The sequence below is a fragment of the Devosia sp. J2-20 genome, from assembly GCF_055808475.1.
The window spans coordinates 2,609,594-2,626,215 of record NZ_CM147870.1; the positions used below are offsets into that span (position 1 = coordinate 2,609,594).

Here is a 16,622-nt window from a genome sequence, read left to right on the forward strand (position 1 = left end):
GAACCTGCAAAAACTCGGTGTCATTCCGGCGCAGGCCCGAATCCATCCCGAAGATCATGGGCGCGGCAGCATCTCGGGATGGACCCCGGCCTGCGCAGGGTGACACCGTAAATGGGACTAGTTCTGCGCAAGCGCATAGCTGGCCAGATCGATCCCCATGCGCTCCTCGACAAAGGGATAGACAGTGGGATCGAGCACGGAGGAGCTGAGCGGAATGACGGTCTTGGGGACGTGCAGCACGAAGATCTGCATGCCGATTTCGAGCTGGCCAACGCTGAGCGGTTCGCCATCGCTTGAGAGCGTGGTCAGCACATCGGGGAAGGTCGCCCGCCGGGTGCCGGACCTGTCGTCCACCGCCATATATTCATTCATCACATGCAGCACATCGCCCGATGCCAGGGTGACCGTGCCGATGTCGAAGGCTTCCCTGGTGTAGACCACCGATTTGTCGGTGATCCGTCCCTCGCAGAGGATGGTGCCGCCTGTGGTTTTGGCGATGGTTTCGATGATGGCGGTGCCGCCCTTGCCCTGCGCCGCGAGGATGGCTTCGCCCAGCTTGAGTGCCAGCGAAATGCCGCCGAGGGCTGCGTGGCGTTGTACATAGCTGGCGCGCAGCGGATTGCGGCAGGAGGCAATGAAGCCGCCGGACATGTCGGCAGCAGTGCGCAGGATGGGCGAGACTTTGGCCGTCGCGCCACGTGTTACCAGTTCGATATAGCGGTTCTCGTCGCGATTGCCGCCCACGGCGGTCTGGATCATCTGCTCGGGGGAGCCAGCCATGCCGATCGAGCCCATATCGCCCGTGGGATGAGCGCGAATATCGCCGACAGCGTCGACCACCCTGGTGCCCAGTATGGCCGATGGCAGCCAGCCATTGAGGGTTGATGACTTGCCGTTCTGCCCGACCATCAGCCCGCTGAGTTTTTCGCCCAGCGCGTCCTGCAGCAATTGCACGGCTTTGACATAGTCGACGCCCTGCATTTCCCATGGCGTGGTGGAGGCTGGAGCGCCAATGGCGGCTGCGGTGGCCACCCAGTCATCGGCATTGAGCTCTTCAATGCTGACCAGCTCGGGCTTGCCGACCGAGACCGCGGCGTGCCCAAGCATGCGGCCATGATCGGCCCAGCCACCACCGCCAGCGGCGTAGACTGAACCGCCCAGAACGGCTGCTTCGACATCCTTTTCGGTGAGAATACGGCCCATCAAATGTCCTCTTGCAGTTTGGTGTCGAGCGCCATGACGGCATCCAGCAGGACGGCCGCGCCCAGCGCGATATCTTCAGCGGTGGCCAATTCATCGGGGGCGTGGCTGCGACCATCGACGCAGGGCACAAAGATCATGGCTGCCTTGGTGATTCGCGCCATCCAGGCGGTATCGTGCCCTGCCCCCGAGGCCATGCGGCGGTGGCTGGCGCCAGCGGTTTCACAGGCGGCATCGAGCACGTCGAGCAGGTCGGCATCGCCGGGCGTCGGCAGATTGTCCGAGACAATTCGGGGCGCCGAAACCGCCACGCCAGTCTTGGAAGCAATCGCCCCGACGCCATTGTCGAGTTCATCAACGAAGCGCTCCATATCCTCGCGCCGTTCGGCACGCGCATCGATCAGCATGCGCACCCTGGCGGGCACGACATTGGCCGCGTTGGGGGTCATTTCGAATTCGCCGACCGTCGCGGCGAAATGGGCTTCGCCGCTGGCCAGCGCCTTGGCGAGTTCCTCGACACCCAATGCGATCCAGGCTGCGGTGGTCAGCGCGTCCTTGCGTGCGCCCATGGGGGTGGTGCCCGCATGGTCAGCGCGGCCTTCAACGATGATTTCAATACGGGTGATGCCGGCAATGGCCGTGACCACACCGATATCGATTTTCTCATTTTGCAGCACGGGGCCCTGCTCGATATGCAGTTCGAGGAAGGCCTTGATGTCGTCGCGCTCGGCGCTGTGCAGCGGGTGGCCGCCGACATCGGCAATAGCCTGTTCGAGCGTTAGTTCACCGGCCACGCGCTGCAGCCACTCAGGCGGTCGCGAGCCGCTCATGCCGCGACTGCCGATGCAGGAGACCCCAAAGATCGAGACCTCTTCGGCGAGGAAATCTGCTACTTCAAGTGTATGATCAAGAACAGTGCCCTGATCCCGCAGCGCCCGGACCACTTCGAGGGCGGCAATCACCCCGGCAATGCCGTCAAAGCGGCCACCATCGGGCACGGTGTCGGAATGCGAGCCGAGCATGATGGTGCCCAGATCGGGATGGGCGCCGGGAATGGTGCCGATCAGATTGCCCGCCGCGTCGATCTGGGTCACGGCCCCGGCGTCGCGCATGGCCTGTTCCAGCCATTTGCGGCCCTCAAAGAATTTCGGGGTAAATGCGCGCCGCGTATAGGGGCGATCCGGTTCGGTGATACCGGCCAGCGCGTCGATATCGTCGGCAATGCGCCGGGCGCGAATGGTGGAATTGGTATTCATGACAGCGGTTGCTCCCGTCCGGTGGATGCTCCACCCCCACCCTTGGTCCCTCCCCACAAGGGGGAGGGAGACGATGGGTGCGCGTTCAGGAGCAAAATTATCGGTTTCTCGCAGGATGTGCTTCCCTCCCCCTTGTGGGGAGGGAGTGAGGGTGGGGGGCCGCTCACGCGCCCACCTCCGGCCGCACGAAACGTCCGAAACCCGGTTCACCAACATTGGTGCCGTCAAAGACCTGCTGGCCGCGCAGATAGGTCAGGCCGACCGTCCAGGGCAGCTCGATGCCGTTATAGGGCGACCAGCCCACCACGTTGTGCCCGCTCTCGGCAGCGTCGTAGCGTTTGGGGCGCGGGAACAGCACGGTGATATCGGCATCCTTGCCGGCACTGAGCGCGCCTTTTGCATGGTCGATGCGGAAGTGTTTTGCCGGGTTTTCGGCCATCAGCTTTGCGGCCCAGGTCAGCGGGATATCGCGCTCCAAGGCGCCCTTGATGAACAGCGGCACCATGACCTCAAGGCCCGGTACGCCTGAGGCATTGGCCAGCATGTCGGGGTTGGTCTTGCGGTTTTCCGACCAGCTCACATGGTCGGTCGAGACCATGGTGACATTACCGGCCCGCACATGCTCCCAGAGCTCTTCAACCTCGGCGCGCAGACGGATGGGCGGGTTGATCTTGGCCTTGCCGCCGAGCCGGGCGACATCGTTTTCCTCGTCCAGCGTCAGATAATGGATGCAGCATTCGATGGTGGCTGCAAACCCCTGCTCGCGATAGGACCGGGCAATGTCGTAGCCCCGGCCGAGCGAGCAATGCACAACATGGGCCGGGCAACTGGTGGCGGCACCGGTTTCATAGATTTGCAGGCTGGCCAGCAATTCGGTCAGCGGTGGGCGGCTCAGGCCATGGGCGCGAAAATCAGTGATGCCCAGCGCCTTGACCCTGGCCATTGCCGCGCGCACGGCCTCGTCATCTTCGTTATGGACGCCTGCAGTCAGTCCGGTGGGCGCAATCGCCGCGAAGCACTCCTCGAGCAAAGCAGCGGGGATACGCGGGAAGCGGACCGGATCGGTGCCGAAGGTGGAGAACTTGAAGGCGGCCACTCCGGCCGCGACCTGTTCGGCGATGCGGCTGGCGCCTTCCTCGGGCACCACGGTGCCATAGAGCGCGAAATCCACCCGGGCCTGCGGTTGGGCGTGAGCCACCTTGCTGCGCACGGCATCAGCCGAGGCGACCAGATTGCCCTCGTCATAGGGCATATCGACAATGGTGGTGACGCCGCCGGCAGCGGCCGAGCGGGTGGACCAGATGAAGTCTTCCTGATCGCGCTGGCTGAGCGAATGGGTCTGGGCGTCGATGGCGCCGGGCAGGATCAGCGCGTCGCCCAATTCATGGCGTTCATGAGCATGGGGCGGCGTGCCTTCGCCGACATGGACGATCTTGCCGTCGCGTATCGCGACGTAGCCATGGTCGAGTATCAGATCTGGCAGCACAACAGTGCCCGCCAGGACGAGATCGAAGTCAGACATGGTTCAGCCCCCAGCTGTATCATGATGTGGCCGCCGCCCGGCCCAATTGCCCGGTACTGGCCATCAAAAAGCGTTCCAGCGCTGACAGGCCATCATAAATTAACACGGCCAGCACCCCAACGATCAGCCCGCCCTGCAAGACAAAGGCGGTGTTGCTCGAAAGCAGGCCAGCAATGATGACCTCCCCCAAGGTCCGTGCAGCGACGGTCGAGCCAATGGTAGCGGTGGCCAGCGAAATGACCACGGAAAGTCGAATACCGGCCAGAATGACGGGTAGCGCCAGCGGCAGTTCGACCTTGAGCAAGCGTTGCCAGCCGGTCATGCCCATGCCCTTGGCCGCGTCGGTCACCGCGGGTGGAAGATTGGTCAGGCCGGTCAGCGTATTCTCGAAAATGGGCAGCAGACCGTAGAGAAACAGCGCCACCAGGGTTGGGGCGGTGCCGAAGCCCAGCATGGGCACCGCCAGCGCCAGCACGGCCACGGGCGGAAAGGTCTGCCCGACATTGGCGAGACTGCGCGACAGCGGCAGGAATTCGGCGCCAAACGGCCGGGTTACGATGATGGCCAGGCCCACCGCGATGATGGTGGAGGCTGCGGTCGCGGCGGCCACGATGGCCAGGTGATTGAGGGTGATGTCGAGCAGGCTGCCCTGATTGTAGATGGCGGGCTGGCTGTTTTTGGTGAACAGGCTGAAGAAGCCGCTGAACAGCTCGGGGCTGGCCAGAAACAGGCCCAGCACCAGAAACGCCAGCAGTCGGAGGAGATTGCCGGTGGTCATTGTGGCCGCGCCGCCAGTTTGGCCAGCGCGTCCAGCGTGACCTGACCGACAATCTGGCCATCGCGCTGCACGGGCAATGCCGGGCGGGCGGACCAGAGCAGCTCGGCATAGGCATCACGCAGGGAAGCTTCGGCCGCGATGGGGTCGCCGCTGGCCTCGCCGGGCTCAATGTGATCGGCAACCCTGGACAGCGAGAGCAGGCGGAAGGGACGCTCGCTGGTGCCGATCAGTTCGGCGACAAAGGGCGTTGCAGGATTGGCGATGATCTCGGCGGGCGCTGCGCATTGCAGCAGCTTGCCCTCGTCCATCACCGCGATGGTGTGGCCGAGGTGAATGGCCTCTTCCATGTCGTGGGTAACCAGCACGACCGTGGTGCCGAATTTGCGCTGAATGGCCAGCAAATCTTCCTGTGCCTTGGCGCGGATCACCGGATCAAGTGCGCCATAGGGCTCGTCCATCAGCAGGATATTGGGCTCGGCCGCCAAAGCACGGGCTACGCCAACGCGCTGCTGCTGGCCGCCGCTGAGCTCGTGCGGAAGCCGATCGCGGAACTGGCCGGGATCGAGCTGGAACAGCGCCATCAGTTCGTCGACGCGGCGGGCGATGCGCGCCTTGTCCCAGCCGACCAGCTTGGGCACGGTGGCAATGTTCTGGCCCACGGTACGGTGGGGAAACAGGCCATGCCCTTGAATGGCGTAGCCGATGCGACGGCGCAGTTCATAGGCTGGGATATCGGCGATATCCTGACCATCGATGCGCACTGTGCCCGAAGTGGGCGTCACCAGCTTGTTGATCATGCGCATCAGCGTGGTCTTGCCCGAGCCCGAGGTGCCGACCACCACGCAAATGGTGTGGGGTTGAATGGTCAGCGTGACATGATCCACCACCACGGTGCCATCATAGCTTTTGGTGAGGTCGTCGATCTCAATCATGAGCGCTTCCCCTCGCGCGCGGTCATTTCCACCAGGGCGTCGAGCACCACTGCGGCGGCAAAAGCCAGGGCGACCGTCGGCACAGCCCCCAGCAACACCAGATCCATGGCCGTCTGGCCAATGCCCTGAAACACAAAGACGCCAAAGCCGCCGCCGCCGATCAGCGCGGCGATGGTGGTCAGGCCGATATTCTGCACCAGCACGATACGGATGCCGGTCAGGATCACCGGGAAGGCGAGTGGCAGTTCAACCGCTCTGAGGCGCTGGAAATCGGTCATGCCCATGCCGCGCGCCGCATCGATGGCTGCCGGCGAGACGCTTTGCAGGCCCACCACGGTGTTGGAGACGATGGGCAGCAGCGAATAAGCGAACAGCGCGACTAGAGCAGGCGCCGTGCCGATGCCCGAAATGCCGATGGCCGATGCGCCGGGGATGTTGGCGGCAATCCAGGCCAGTGGGGCGATAAGAAGGCCAAACAGGGCAATTGAGGGAATGGTCTGGACGATGTTGAGCACATTGAGCACGCCGGCGCGCAGGGGTTTGACCTTGTAGCAAACAATGCCCAGCGGCAGGCCGACCAGCGTGGCAATGGCGACCGAGCCGAAGGCCAGCACCAGATGGGTGTGCGCTTCAGACCAGAAGGCCGGGGCGCGATTGGCATATTCCTTGAGCATGGAAAGCTGATCCCAGCCGCCGCTCCACAACAGCAGCGCCATAGCTGCCGCCACCGCGATCAGAATGGCGATGCGTGTCAGGGGCTTGAAGGCCAGCCGAGGTCAGGGCGTCGGTTTCCAGCAAGGCGAAGGCGAAGACCAGCAGCCAGAACCCCGCGCCGGGCGAGACGCGTGCGAAGGTGTTGCCCTCGGGCGTCAAAAAGGCCGCTGACTGGCCCATCAGGACGAACAGCACGGCGAGGACGGAAAACCCGACGATCAGCTTGGTCAGCGGGGCAAGGCGCAATAGAGCTACACCGAAACCGGCAAGCAATGTGAGTGTGAGCAGCGCGGAAAACTGGCCCGGCAGCGCCTCAAACAGTCCCTTGGTTTCGCCGAGCACGATCCGGTTGGCGCGGAACAGGGCGAAGGGTAGCGCGGCGCCTGCGGCGGCAATCAGGGCGATCATGACGCCGAGCTTGTCGAGCGCGAACCAAACGGGTCGCGTGGCGGCAGCGGGAGTGTCGGCTATGCTCATGCTGGCTCCAGAACGGTCAGTAGATGCTTCGCCTTGAAAGGGCCCCTACTCCGCCGGAGCAAGGAATGGGGTGAGCGCGTTGCCCTCACCCCGGTTCGGCCTACTGCAGGAAACCGCCCTGGGTCAGATAGTCGGTTGCCACGGCGGCAGAGGCTTCGCCACCGACCTGCACGCGACCATTGAGGTCCTGGAGCACTTCGAGCGTCAGGCCTTCAAAGACGGGCTTGAGCAGTTCTTCGATCTGCGGGTATTCCGCCAACACGTCAGCGCGGATGATCGGCGAAGGCTGATAGACGGGCTGCACACCCTTGTCGTCCTCGAGCACCTTGAGGCCGGACGGGGCAATGCCGCCATCGGTGCCATAGACCATGGCGGCATTGACGCCATTGGTCTGCTGGGCGGCAGCGGCAATGGTGGCCGCGGTGTCGCCACCCGACAGGGTGATGAGCTGATCAGGGGTCAAGGAGAAGCCATAGACTTCCTGGAATTTTGGCAGCGCGGCAGGCGAATTGACGAACTCGGCCGATGCGGCAAGCTTGACCTCGCCACCGCCAGCAACCCAGGCGCCGAATTCGCTGAAGGTGTCCAGGCTATTGGCTTCGGCAACGTCGGACCGGATGGCCACGGCCCAGGTGTTATTGGCGGGCGATGGCGTCAGCCAGACGATATTGTTGGCCTCAAAATCGAGCTTGGCGGCTTCGGCATAAGCCAGTGCAGCGTCGTTCCAGAGCGGATCATCGGCCTTTTCGAAGAAGAAGGCGGCGTTGCCGGTATATTCGGGGTAGATGTCGATCTCGCCCGCGGTGATGGCCTGACGCACAATGGGCGTGCCACCAAGCTGGATGCGGTCTTCGACGGCAATGTCGTTGGCCTCAAGTACCTGCTTGATGATGTTGCCCAGAACGCCACCTTCAGTGTCGATCTTGGACGATACAACCACTTGAGCGTTTGCGGCCGTGACGGAAATGGCGAGCGCAGCGACTGCGCTCAAAAGCGTGGATGTGAGGCGCATTGGTTTCTCCGTTTTCTCCGGGTCTGTTACCCGACTGTCCCTAACGTAGCGTCTTGGTAGAAATGAGCCAGATCGCAAATTCTATTCGACAGGGCCCAGGGCGAAAAACTCGTCCAATTCCATAATCGCTGAGTGAGCGATTAGTTCGTTCATAATTGCGTCAGAACCGAGTGCGTGTTCGACAGCCTCAACTTCGGCCGATAGTGGCCGATCCACCGTGTAGTATTCAGCGTGCTGACGCACGAGCTGGTAGATGATGCCCGGCACATTACCCGGACGGTCGCCCGAGATGTCCATGGCCTGCGCCGCCAGTATGGCTTCGAGTGCTGACAGGCGGTTGAGCGCCATGACCTGGCGCTCAAAGCGTTCCACGACCAGTGGCAGGAAAGCCGCTTCATCCTCCAGCCCACCCGCCACCACCATGGAGTTGGCTGAAATGGGGTTGGTCATGCTCAGCACGCGGGCAAACAGTTCCCCGGCCAGTTTGATGATGGGGCCAAAGCCGGTGGCGATCGATCCGGGCGCCACCAGATTGACCGGCAGGTCACGCCGGCCACCATTGCCCAGCAATACGCAGCGGTTAAATGAATTGCGGGCGATATGGGCCAGCCCCAATTGCGCGGTCTGCATGAAGACCGTCACATCCAGCGGCAGCGAACCGCCAGAGGTCAGCACCTGCCCGCCAGCCACGACCGGATTATCATCCGTCCGACCGGTGGCAGCCAGCAATGTCTTGCCAGCGGAAACCAGGGTTTCAAAGCCGGTGGCAAAAACCTGGCTCATCATGCGCAGGCTAAGCGGATCCTGAATATGGGTGGCATTGGGCCAGTCCCAGCCCATCGCATTGAAATACAGCCAGGCCCCGATCCCCGCCTCGCGTTCGGTTCCAACATGAGCCACCGCTTTCCACGGATCGCGCGACGCGCCGAGCGCCCCTGCCGTGGTCAGGCCGGTCGCCAACATGACACGCACGGTTCTGGCGGCCTCGCGGATGGCGTTGGCGGCCGCGGCATAGCCGACGGCGTTGGTGGAGATCGACGCCAGACTATCGCGTGGCGCCAGTCGAAAGGCGTTCAGACCGGCCTGTGAGAGCGCCTCGGCTGCGGGCAGGCGCTGTCCGTTGAAGGTGGCCTCCCCTGCACCGGTCAGCACCGCACCGATCTGGCCCATCAGGCCGATATCGGCACAGCCGATCGAGCCGGTGCGCCGCACGACCGGCACGACGTCGGTGGACAGCAAAGCAAGATAGGCGTGAACCAGATCGGTGGTGCAGCCAACGCGTCCGGTCAGCGCCATATTGACGCGAATGGCCATTGCGGTGCGGACGATCTCACTGGAAAAGGCATCACCCGTGCCAAAATGGTGCGCGCGCACCAGCCCGAGATTGAACGCATCGAGCTGGTCGGGGGTCCACTCGACATCCTTCATGGCGCCGACGCCGGTGGTGGCTCCATAAACGGCCTGTCCGCCGGCTATTGCGTCTTCGACCACCGTACGGGCGTTTGCCACGCGCACCAGCGCGTCGTCATTGGCAACCAGACGGGCCGAGCGACGGCCAATTCGCGCAATGTCGGCAAAGCTAAGCGGCTTGCCGTTGAGGATGATGGGGTCGCCGCGCACTGTCATGGCCAGATCATTCATGGGGGCACGCTATTGGATAGTCAGCCATGTTGGGATATCCCAATTACTGAACAGGCTATGCGCTCATTCTGTGCACCACCATAGTCTGCTCGAAAGGCAGGCAGATGGACACCGCTACGCTGATCGCCGTCGATTCCGTTCTGCGGACCCGCAGCGTGCGCGGCACCGCCAGAGTGCTGAGCCGGCCCGCGTCCACAATTGCCGCCGCTATCGCCCGCTTTGAAGCAGAAGTCTCGATCGGGCTAATCGAGCGCGCCGGCTCAGGCCTGGTCGCCAGTCTTGAAGCGGTGCGGCTGGAGCCGGCCATCAAACAGGTAGCACAACTGGCGCAGGCCGTGTCGCCGCATCACGCCATCAAGCTCGACGCGCTGGAGCGCTTCATTCAGGTGGCCAGTGTGGGCAGTATCCGGCGCGCGGCACGCACCATGGGGCTGGGACAGCCGCAGCTGACGCGCCAACTGGCACAACTCGAAGCCACGCTGGGCAAGACACTATTGCAGCGCAGCAGTGGCGGCTCGCGACTGACGCCCGAGGGCAAGACCTTTCAGATGCGGGCCGAAGCCCTGCTGGCTGTCTGGCGGGAACTGTCAGGCGCCTCCAATGAGCGGTTTCGCAAGGCGGCAGCAACGGCGCGGCTCGGCTCGGTCATTCCATTGGGCTATGAGAGCGAGATTGCCCGGCAATTGGCCAATCTGGCGGCGCGCTGGCTGGCCGAGCGTCCCCGCGCCCCACTGCTGGTCAGTTCGACCACGGCCGACCAGCTTATGGCGGGTCTCAAGAGCGGCTTGTTCGATGTAGCCTTTCTCGATACCGCACGCCTCCCCGATCTGGATGGCGAGATCGTCGCCACGTCGCCATTGGCGGTGGTCGGCGTCCGCGCGGGGCACACCAGCATTGCCGATGCGCTGTTGGCCGCACCGCTGGCGGTGCCCAGCGCGCGCTCGGGCTTGCGGCAATCAATCAACGAAATTCTTGCGACCTATCTCAGCAACATCGAGCGAGACGCGCTGCAGATGATCGAAATCGACTCCATTCCAGTCATTCTCAATCTGGTGCTGCACCACGGCTTTGTGTCGATCCTGCCCCAGACCTCGGTCAGCCGCATTCGCGAGGATCTGGCGCAACTGGCCCTGCCCCGGCGCCATGACATGAATTTCTGGCTGTGCTGGCCGCGCGATGGTGGCGGGGCCACGCTGGGCGCAGCGCTGATCGCCGCCATCGCCGAGAACCGCTAGCGGTTCACTTCATCCAGAACAGGGGCACCAGATCAGTGGCGATGGGCTCGTTCTGCGCATTGGTCGCCATGATATCGGCCATGTGAGCCCACCAGCGCTGCATCACCGCCGTCGCGGGCAGGTCGGCCATGGTGTGATCCCGGCGCCGCCAGAGCACGCCGAAAAGGGTATTGGTCTCTTCGTCGAGGTGGATCGAATAATCCTTCACCCCGGCCTGGTGCAGCAGATCGACCAGCTCGGGGAAAATCTCGTCGTGCCGCTTCTTGTACTCGGCCGTCTGCCCGGGATTGAGGTGCATCTTGAAGGCATGCTTTTCGTAGTCGCCGTCGGTGATGATCATGCGCGCTGCCTCCACATGCGGAACAGAATGGGCAGCGCGATGACCACGATCAGCAGGCCGCCGATAAAGATCGACATGACGATGCCCGGCACATTGAGCAGGCCAAGACCAAAGGTCACCAGCCCCATGATCAGGGCTGCCAGCACCACGCCGATGATGGACCCTGCGCCGCCCAGAATGGAGACACCGCCCAGCACCACCATGGTGATGGCTTCAAGTTCCCAACCTTCGGCGATGGAAGGCCGGGTAGAGCCCAGGCGGGCGGTGAGCAGAACAGCGGCCACACCGCTCATCAGGCCAGTCAGGCAGAACAGAATGAACTTGATGCGATCAACGCGCACGCCGGAGAACCGCGCGGCAACATCATTATTGCCGATGGCGAAGACGCGACGGCCAAAATTGGTGCGGTGCAGCAGCACCCAGTAGATCACCGCGCAGACCAGAAACAGCACCAGCTCAAACGAGATGACCCAGCCGACATAGCCCTGACCGAACCAGGCAAAGCTCTTGGGATAACCCTTGAAGCTCTGATCGCCCAGAATGATGAAGCTGATGCCGCGAAACAGGCTCATGGTACCGATGGTGACCACGATCGAGGGCAGCTTGAGCTTGGTGACCAGTGCCCCGTTGACCGCACCACAGGCCAGGCCCGCGCCAATACCCACCAGCACCAGAACGGGCGTATCCGCCCCATATTGAAGGGCCAGTCCCATCAGGGTGGAGGCCAGCGAGATGATGGCAGCCACCGACAGATCAATCTCGCCCGAAATGATCAGCAGAGCCATGGCCAGCGCGATCAGTGCCTTCTCGGTGAAGTTGAACGTAAGGTCGCTCAGGCTCCAGGCATTGAGGAAATAGGGCGAGGCAAAGGAATTAACGATGAAGATGACCACGGCCACCAGCACCAGCAGGCTTTCCCAACTGAGCACAGCGGATTTGAGCGGGTTGTCCAGACGGTCTGGCAGTTGGCGGCCAGTCGAAGCAGTGTCGGTCATGCGGCTTCCGCCTTCTTGAGAATGATGCGGCCCTTGCTGGCTTCACCGCGTGCATTGAGCACTACGGCGAGCAGAATGGCGGAGCCAGAAATGGCCATCTGCCAGAACGGGCTGATATTGATCACCGGCAGGGCATTGTTGATCACGCCCAGGAAGATCGCCCCCAGCAGCACGCCGGGCACGGTGCCAATGCCACCGGCAATCGAGACGCCGCCAATCACACAGGCCGCGATGATGGTCAGCTCATAGCCGCCCGCCACTTCGACCGATGCGATGACGTAGCGCGAGATCCACAGATAGCCGCACAGCCCGGCCACGGCGCCAGCAATGGTAAAGGCCAGGAACTTGGTCTTGCCCACATCAATGCCGGTATAGACCGAGGCCGTCGGGTTGACGCCGATGGCATAGAGCGAGCGGCCGAGCGGCGTGCGGGTCATCAGGATGTAGAACAGCACAGCAGTGACAATGGCGAACCAGCTCAAGACGGGCAGCCCCAGGAAAATCACGCGCTGCAGTCCGATAAAGTCCGGGCTCATCTGCGCCGCGTTCACCCAGGCGCCGCCCGAGATGACGAACACCAGACCACGGAAGATGGTCAGCGTGCCCAGCGTCACCACGATGGGCGGAATATTGAGCCGCCAGACCAGCACGCCATTGAAGGCCCCCAACCCTGCCCCGACCACAAGGCTGAGCGCCATGAGCAAGGGGATCGGCACTTGAGGGAAAGCAGCATTGATCATGGCGACGACCATGCCGGTCAGTGCCAGATTGGAAGCCATGGAGAGGTCGATCGATCGGGTCAGAATGACCGCCATCTGCCCCAGAGCCAGCATCATCAGGATGGAGGTGTCGTTGAAAATGGTCAGCAGATTGCTCGGCTGTGAAAAACGCGAAAAGCGCAGCGTGACCATCACGATGACCAGCAGAATGGCGAGCGCCAGCCAGACTTCGCGGTGTTTCATAAGGCGGTTCATGCTGCCTGCTCCTCGACGATACCGGCAGCCAGTCGCACCAGCGTCTCGGGCTTGAGGTTGTTGTTTTCAATGGTGTCGACCATGCGCCCCTCGCGCATCACCACGATGCGGTCGCTCATGCCGATCACCTCGGGCAGCTCGGACGAGACCATGATGACGCTCAGGCCCTGAGCGACCAGCTCGGCCATGAATTCATGCACGGCGGCCTTGGAGCCGATGTCGATGCCCTTGGTGGGTTCATCGAGAATGATCACCTTGGGCTCGGTGGCCAGCCATTTGGCGATCACCACCTTTTGCTGGTTGCCGCCCGAAAGTGTCGACACATTCTGGCTGAGCGAAGAAGCACGCAGATCGAGGCGCTCGGTATAGGTGCGGGCCAGCGCGAACTCTTCAGCCATCCGCAGGAAACCCGATTTACTGGTCTTGCCCAGTGAGGGCAGCGAAACGTTCTTGAAGATCGGCTCGCCGGTGATGACACCCTGCTTGCCGCGCTCTTCGGGCACATAGACGATGCCAGCTTCAACGGCGTCAGCAGCGGATTTGGGCGTTATGGTCCGCCCGTTGAGCTCGAGCGTGCCGGAGGAGGTCTGGGTCATGCCGAACACGGCCTGCATCACCTCGGAGCGACCCGCGCCGACCAGACCATAAAAGCCCAGGATTTCGCCCTTGCGGACGGAAAACGAAATGTCGTCAAATTCGGTTGGGTGGCTCAGTCCCTTGGCCTGCAGCACCACCTCGCCAATATCGGCATGGCGGGCGGGAAAGATGCCTTCAACCGGGCGGCCAACCATGAGCTGGACGATTTCGCTCTGGCTGGTGTCCTCGATCAACCCCTTGCCCACCTGCTCGCCATCGCGGAACACGGTGAAGCGGTCGGCGATGCGGTAGATCTCGTCGAACTTGTGGCTGATGAACAGAATGGCTTTGCCATCTTCCTTGAGCAGTTCGATGAGCACATAGAGCTCTTCGATTTCCTTCTGGCTGAGAGCGGCAGTCGGCTCATCCATGATGACCACGCGGGCATCAATCGAGAGCGCGCGCGCCACGGCAACCAGATGTTTTTTGGCGATGCCCAATTCCTTGAGCTTGATATCGGGGTCGATGCCGGCAGCCATGGAGTCCAGCGTCTCTTTGGCCTCGGCGCGCATGGTGCGCCAGTCGATCATCCCAAAACGATTGGTTGGTGCATGGCCCAGATAGATATTCTCCGCGACCGTCATTTCGTCAAACAGCACGGTTTCCTGATGAATGGCGGTGATACCGACGGCGGAGGCCGAGTGGGCGGTGGGCAGGCTGACGATTTCGCCACCAACACGGATTTCACCAGCGTCAGGCTGGTAGATGCCAGTCAAAGTCTTGACCAGTGTGGATTTGCCCGCACCATTTTCGCCAATCAGCGCAGTCACCTGGCCGGGATAGAGCTCCAGCGACACTTCGTTGAGCGCCTTGACACCGGGAAAGCTCTTGGAAATGCCGGTCAGGGTCAGAATTGGGTCGGTCATGGGGGCTGTCCGCTATAAGTGCCCCTGCCCGGCTAGACCCGAACAGATCAGCCGGAGAAGGGAGACATCCCGGCGCCGAGGCGCCGGGATACTAGGATCAATAGATCTTGGAGAATTCTTCGATGTTGGACGCATCGAATGTGAACGGGGCAGCCATGGCGCCCGAAGCAGTATCGTCCAGAGTCAGCTCGCCCATGCGACCCATTGACAGGGTTGCGCCGGGACCGGCTTCAGCACCTTCAACCAGATCATTGGCCAGCATCACTGCCGAGTAGCCCAGATCGATCGGGTTCCACAGGGCAACGGCCTGCGAAGCGCCATTGTCGATGAACTGCTTGAACTCGGATGGCAGTGCCAGGCCGGTCACGTTCACCTTGCCGATCAGATCCTGATCGGTGACGACCTGTGCGGCAGCCACGACACCAACAGTGGTTGGGGCAATGATGGCCTTGAGGTCAGGATAGGACGCGATCAGGCCCTTGGCTTCGTCGGTCGACTTGACCGAGTCATCATCGCCATAGACGACTGCCACGAGATTGATATTGGCAAACTTCTCTGGCAGCGCAGCCTTGGCGGCGTCGATCCAGGCGTTCTGGTTGGTTGCAGTGGATGCAGCCGAGAGAATGGCAACATCGCCACCGTCTGGCAGATAGTCAGCAGCCAGCTTGATGATGGTTTCGCCGATCAGATTGGTTTCCGATGGGTTCAGGTGCAACTGACGGCCTTCAGGCGCAACGCCCGAGTCCCAGCTGATCACCTTGATGCCGCGTTCCATGGCCTTCTGCAGCGCAGGCACCAGGGCGTCAGGATCGTTGGCCGAGATGGCAATGGCGTCGACCTGCTGTGCGATCAGCGAGTTGATCACTTCGATCTGGGCTTCGGCAGTTGCCGAGGTCGGGCCGGTATAGATGACTTCAACGTCACCGAGTTCAGCGGCAGCTTCCTGTGCGCCCTTATTGGCGGCATCAAAGAAACCGTTGCCCAGCGACTTCACGACCAGCGCGATGCGGGTCTGGGCGAAGGCCGGGCTGGCGAGCAGCGCGGCGACAGCGGTGGTGGCTGCCAGAACTTTCAAGAACTTCATTGGTATTCCTCCCTGGAATATGGTGGTCGTCTTTGGTCTCAGGCGACTGTGGATTGCTTGTCGGCCTGAGCAGTCGTTTCCGCCACGATGAGCCGCACGCCTGCCGTTTCGAGCATTTGGCGGTCTTCGTCGCGGATGCCGGCGTCGGTGACGACGGCGGCTATTCGGTCGAGGCCGCATAGAATGAGGCTCGATCTGCCCGAAAACTTGGAAGAGTCAGCCAGCACGATCAGCTCGTCGGCCTGCCCGATCAGGCCCAGCTCGGACTGGACGACCATGGGATCGGCCTCCATCAATCCGTGCTCGCCGATGCCCTGGCAGCCAATGAACATGCGCTTGGCGTAAAAATGTGAGGCAACCACGCCGCCAAAGGGCGACAGGATGACGTTCTGCTCGCGATAAACCGTGCCGCCGGGGATGACGACGGAATTGCGCGAGTTGTGGATGAGGTATTCAGCGATTGCAAAGCTGTTGGTGAATACCGATAGCCGGCGCGAAGTCAGGTGATGCACCATCTGGTAAGTGGTGGTGCCGCCATTGATGATGATCGGCTCGCCATCATTGCAGAGCTCGGAGGCGGCGCGGGCAATTGCGCGCTTCTGCTCGATATTGATGGTTTCATTGACCGCAAAGGGGCGCCCCATCAAGGCGGTCTGCTCAGGCGGATTGACCGCCTCGGCACCACCGCGCACGCGCCGCACATCGCCGCGCAGATGCAACGCCGCGATATCCCGGCGAATGGTCGCTTCGGACGAGCCGGTGACCTCACACAGATCAGCGACCGTGGCGACGGCACGCGTCTGCACGGCGGCAATGATCACTCTGTGGCGTTCTGTTTCGTGCAATGCAGCTATCTCCCTCACGCATTTCTTCCCATCGAATTCAATCACTGTCAATCATGAAACCGTCAACTTCAAAAATACGCGAACATTTATGCTTGCTTGTGATTGTTTCTGATTG

General features: G+C 62.2%; 14 protein-coding genes and 1 pseudogene. 1 reads left to right on the plus strand and 14 read right to left on the minus strand.

Annotated elements, in window-relative coordinates:
• Positions 1-117: 117 nt before the first annotated feature.
• The 8 genes and pseudogenes from AC0L37_RS12740 to AC0L37_RS12775 form a co-directional block, all read right to left on the minus strand.
• On the minus strand, positions 118-1,203 hold the full coding sequence (locus AC0L37_RS12740; RefSeq protein ID WP_282220920.1) for a DUF917 domain-containing protein: 1,086 nt from the start codon (positions 1,201-1,203) through the stop codon (positions 118-120).
• Positions 1,203-2,456 (minus strand): Zn-dependent hydrolase, encoded by a 1,254-nt coding sequence (locus tag AC0L37_RS12745; RefSeq protein WP_282220919.1) that lies wholly within the window; start codon positions 2,454-2,456, stop codon positions 1,203-1,205. The genes AC0L37_RS12740 and AC0L37_RS12745 overlap by 1 nt, the downstream gene beginning before the upstream one ends.
• Positions 2,457-2,619: 163 nt before the next feature.
• Positions 2,620-3,978, minus strand: coding sequence for a dihydroorotase (locus AC0L37_RS12750; protein WP_282220918.1), 1,359 nt, complete (start codon positions 3,976-3,978; stop codon positions 2,620-2,622).
• A 19-nt stretch (positions 3,979-3,997) separates the two neighbouring features.
• A complete protein-coding gene (locus AC0L37_RS12755) occupies positions 3,998-4,756 on the minus strand; it encodes an ABC transporter permease (protein ID WP_282220917.1) in 759 nt (252 codons plus the stop codon).
• Positions 4,753-5,688 carry an ABC transporter ATP-binding protein gene (locus AC0L37_RS12760; RefSeq protein WP_282220916.1) on the minus strand — a complete coding sequence of 312 codons (936 nt, stop codon included), beginning with the start codon at positions 5,686-5,688 and terminating at the stop codon, positions 4,753-4,755. The genes AC0L37_RS12755 and AC0L37_RS12760 overlap by 4 nt, the downstream gene beginning before the upstream one ends.
• Positions 5,685-6,879 (minus strand): annotated as a pseudogene (locus AC0L37_RS12765) (ABC transporter permease). The gene AC0L37_RS12760 and the pseudogene AC0L37_RS12765 overlap by 4 nt, the downstream one beginning before the upstream one ends.
• 100 nt (positions 6,880-6,979) lie before the next feature.
• On the minus strand, positions 6,980-7,891 hold the full coding sequence (gene osmF / locus AC0L37_RS12770; RefSeq protein WP_282220914.1) for a glycine betaine ABC transporter substrate-binding protein OsmF: 912 nt from the start codon (positions 7,889-7,891) through the stop codon (positions 6,980-6,982).
• Positions 7,892-7,972: 81 nt separating this feature from the next.
• Entirely contained in the window at positions 7,973-9,532 is a 1,560-nt protein-coding gene (locus AC0L37_RS12775) for an aromatic amino acid lyase (protein WP_282220913.1), read from the minus strand.
• Positions 9,533-9,636: 104 nt separating this feature from the next.
• On the opposite strand from AC0L37_RS12775, the gene AC0L37_RS12780 reads away from it, so the two are divergent.
• Positions 9,637-10,767, plus strand: a complete 1,131-nt coding sequence (locus AC0L37_RS12780) for a LysR family transcriptional regulator (RefSeq protein WP_473313049.1) — start codon at positions 9,637-9,639, stop codon at positions 10,765-10,767.
• A gap of 4 nt (positions 10,768-10,771) precedes the next feature.
• Here the strand turns inward: AC0L37_RS12780 and rhaM are convergent, their stop codons facing one another.
• The 6 genes from rhaM to AC0L37_RS12810 all read right to left on the minus strand — a co-directional run bounded on the left by rhaM (position 10,772) and on the right by AC0L37_RS12810 (position 16,507).
• Entirely contained in the window at positions 10,772-11,107 is a 336-nt protein-coding gene (gene rhaM / locus AC0L37_RS12785; protein WP_212658679.1) for an L-rhamnose mutarotase, read from the minus strand.
• Entirely contained in the window at positions 11,104-12,102 is a 999-nt protein-coding gene (locus AC0L37_RS12790; protein WP_282220912.1) for an ABC transporter permease, read from the minus strand. Before AC0L37_RS12790 ends, rhaM begins: the two co-directional genes overlap by 4 nt.
• Positions 12,099-13,076 carry an ABC transporter permease gene (locus tag AC0L37_RS12795; protein WP_212658681.1) on the minus strand — a complete coding sequence of 326 codons (978 nt, stop codon included), beginning with the start codon at positions 13,074-13,076 and terminating at the stop codon, positions 12,099-12,101. The genes AC0L37_RS12790 and AC0L37_RS12795 overlap by 4 nt, the downstream gene beginning before the upstream one ends.
• Positions 13,073-14,578: a sugar ABC transporter ATP-binding protein gene (locus AC0L37_RS12800; RefSeq protein ID WP_282220911.1), complete on the minus strand. Its 1,506-nt coding sequence runs from the start codon at positions 14,576-14,578 to the stop codon at positions 13,073-13,075. The genes AC0L37_RS12795 and AC0L37_RS12800 overlap by 4 nt, the downstream gene beginning before the upstream one ends.
• Before the next feature lie 97 nt (positions 14,579-14,675).
• Complete coding sequence (gene rhaS / locus AC0L37_RS12805) at positions 14,676-15,662, minus strand: rhamnose ABC transporter substrate-binding protein (RefSeq protein ID WP_212658683.1); 987 nt, start codon at positions 15,660-15,662, stop codon at positions 14,676-14,678.
• A gap of 38 nt (positions 15,663-15,700) precedes the next feature.
• Positions 15,701-16,507 carry a DeoR/GlpR family DNA-binding transcription regulator gene (locus AC0L37_RS12810; protein WP_212658684.1) on the minus strand — a complete coding sequence of 269 codons (807 nt, stop codon included), beginning with the start codon at positions 16,505-16,507 and terminating at the stop codon, positions 15,701-15,703.
• Between the last annotated feature and the right edge of the window lie 115 nt (positions 16,508-16,622).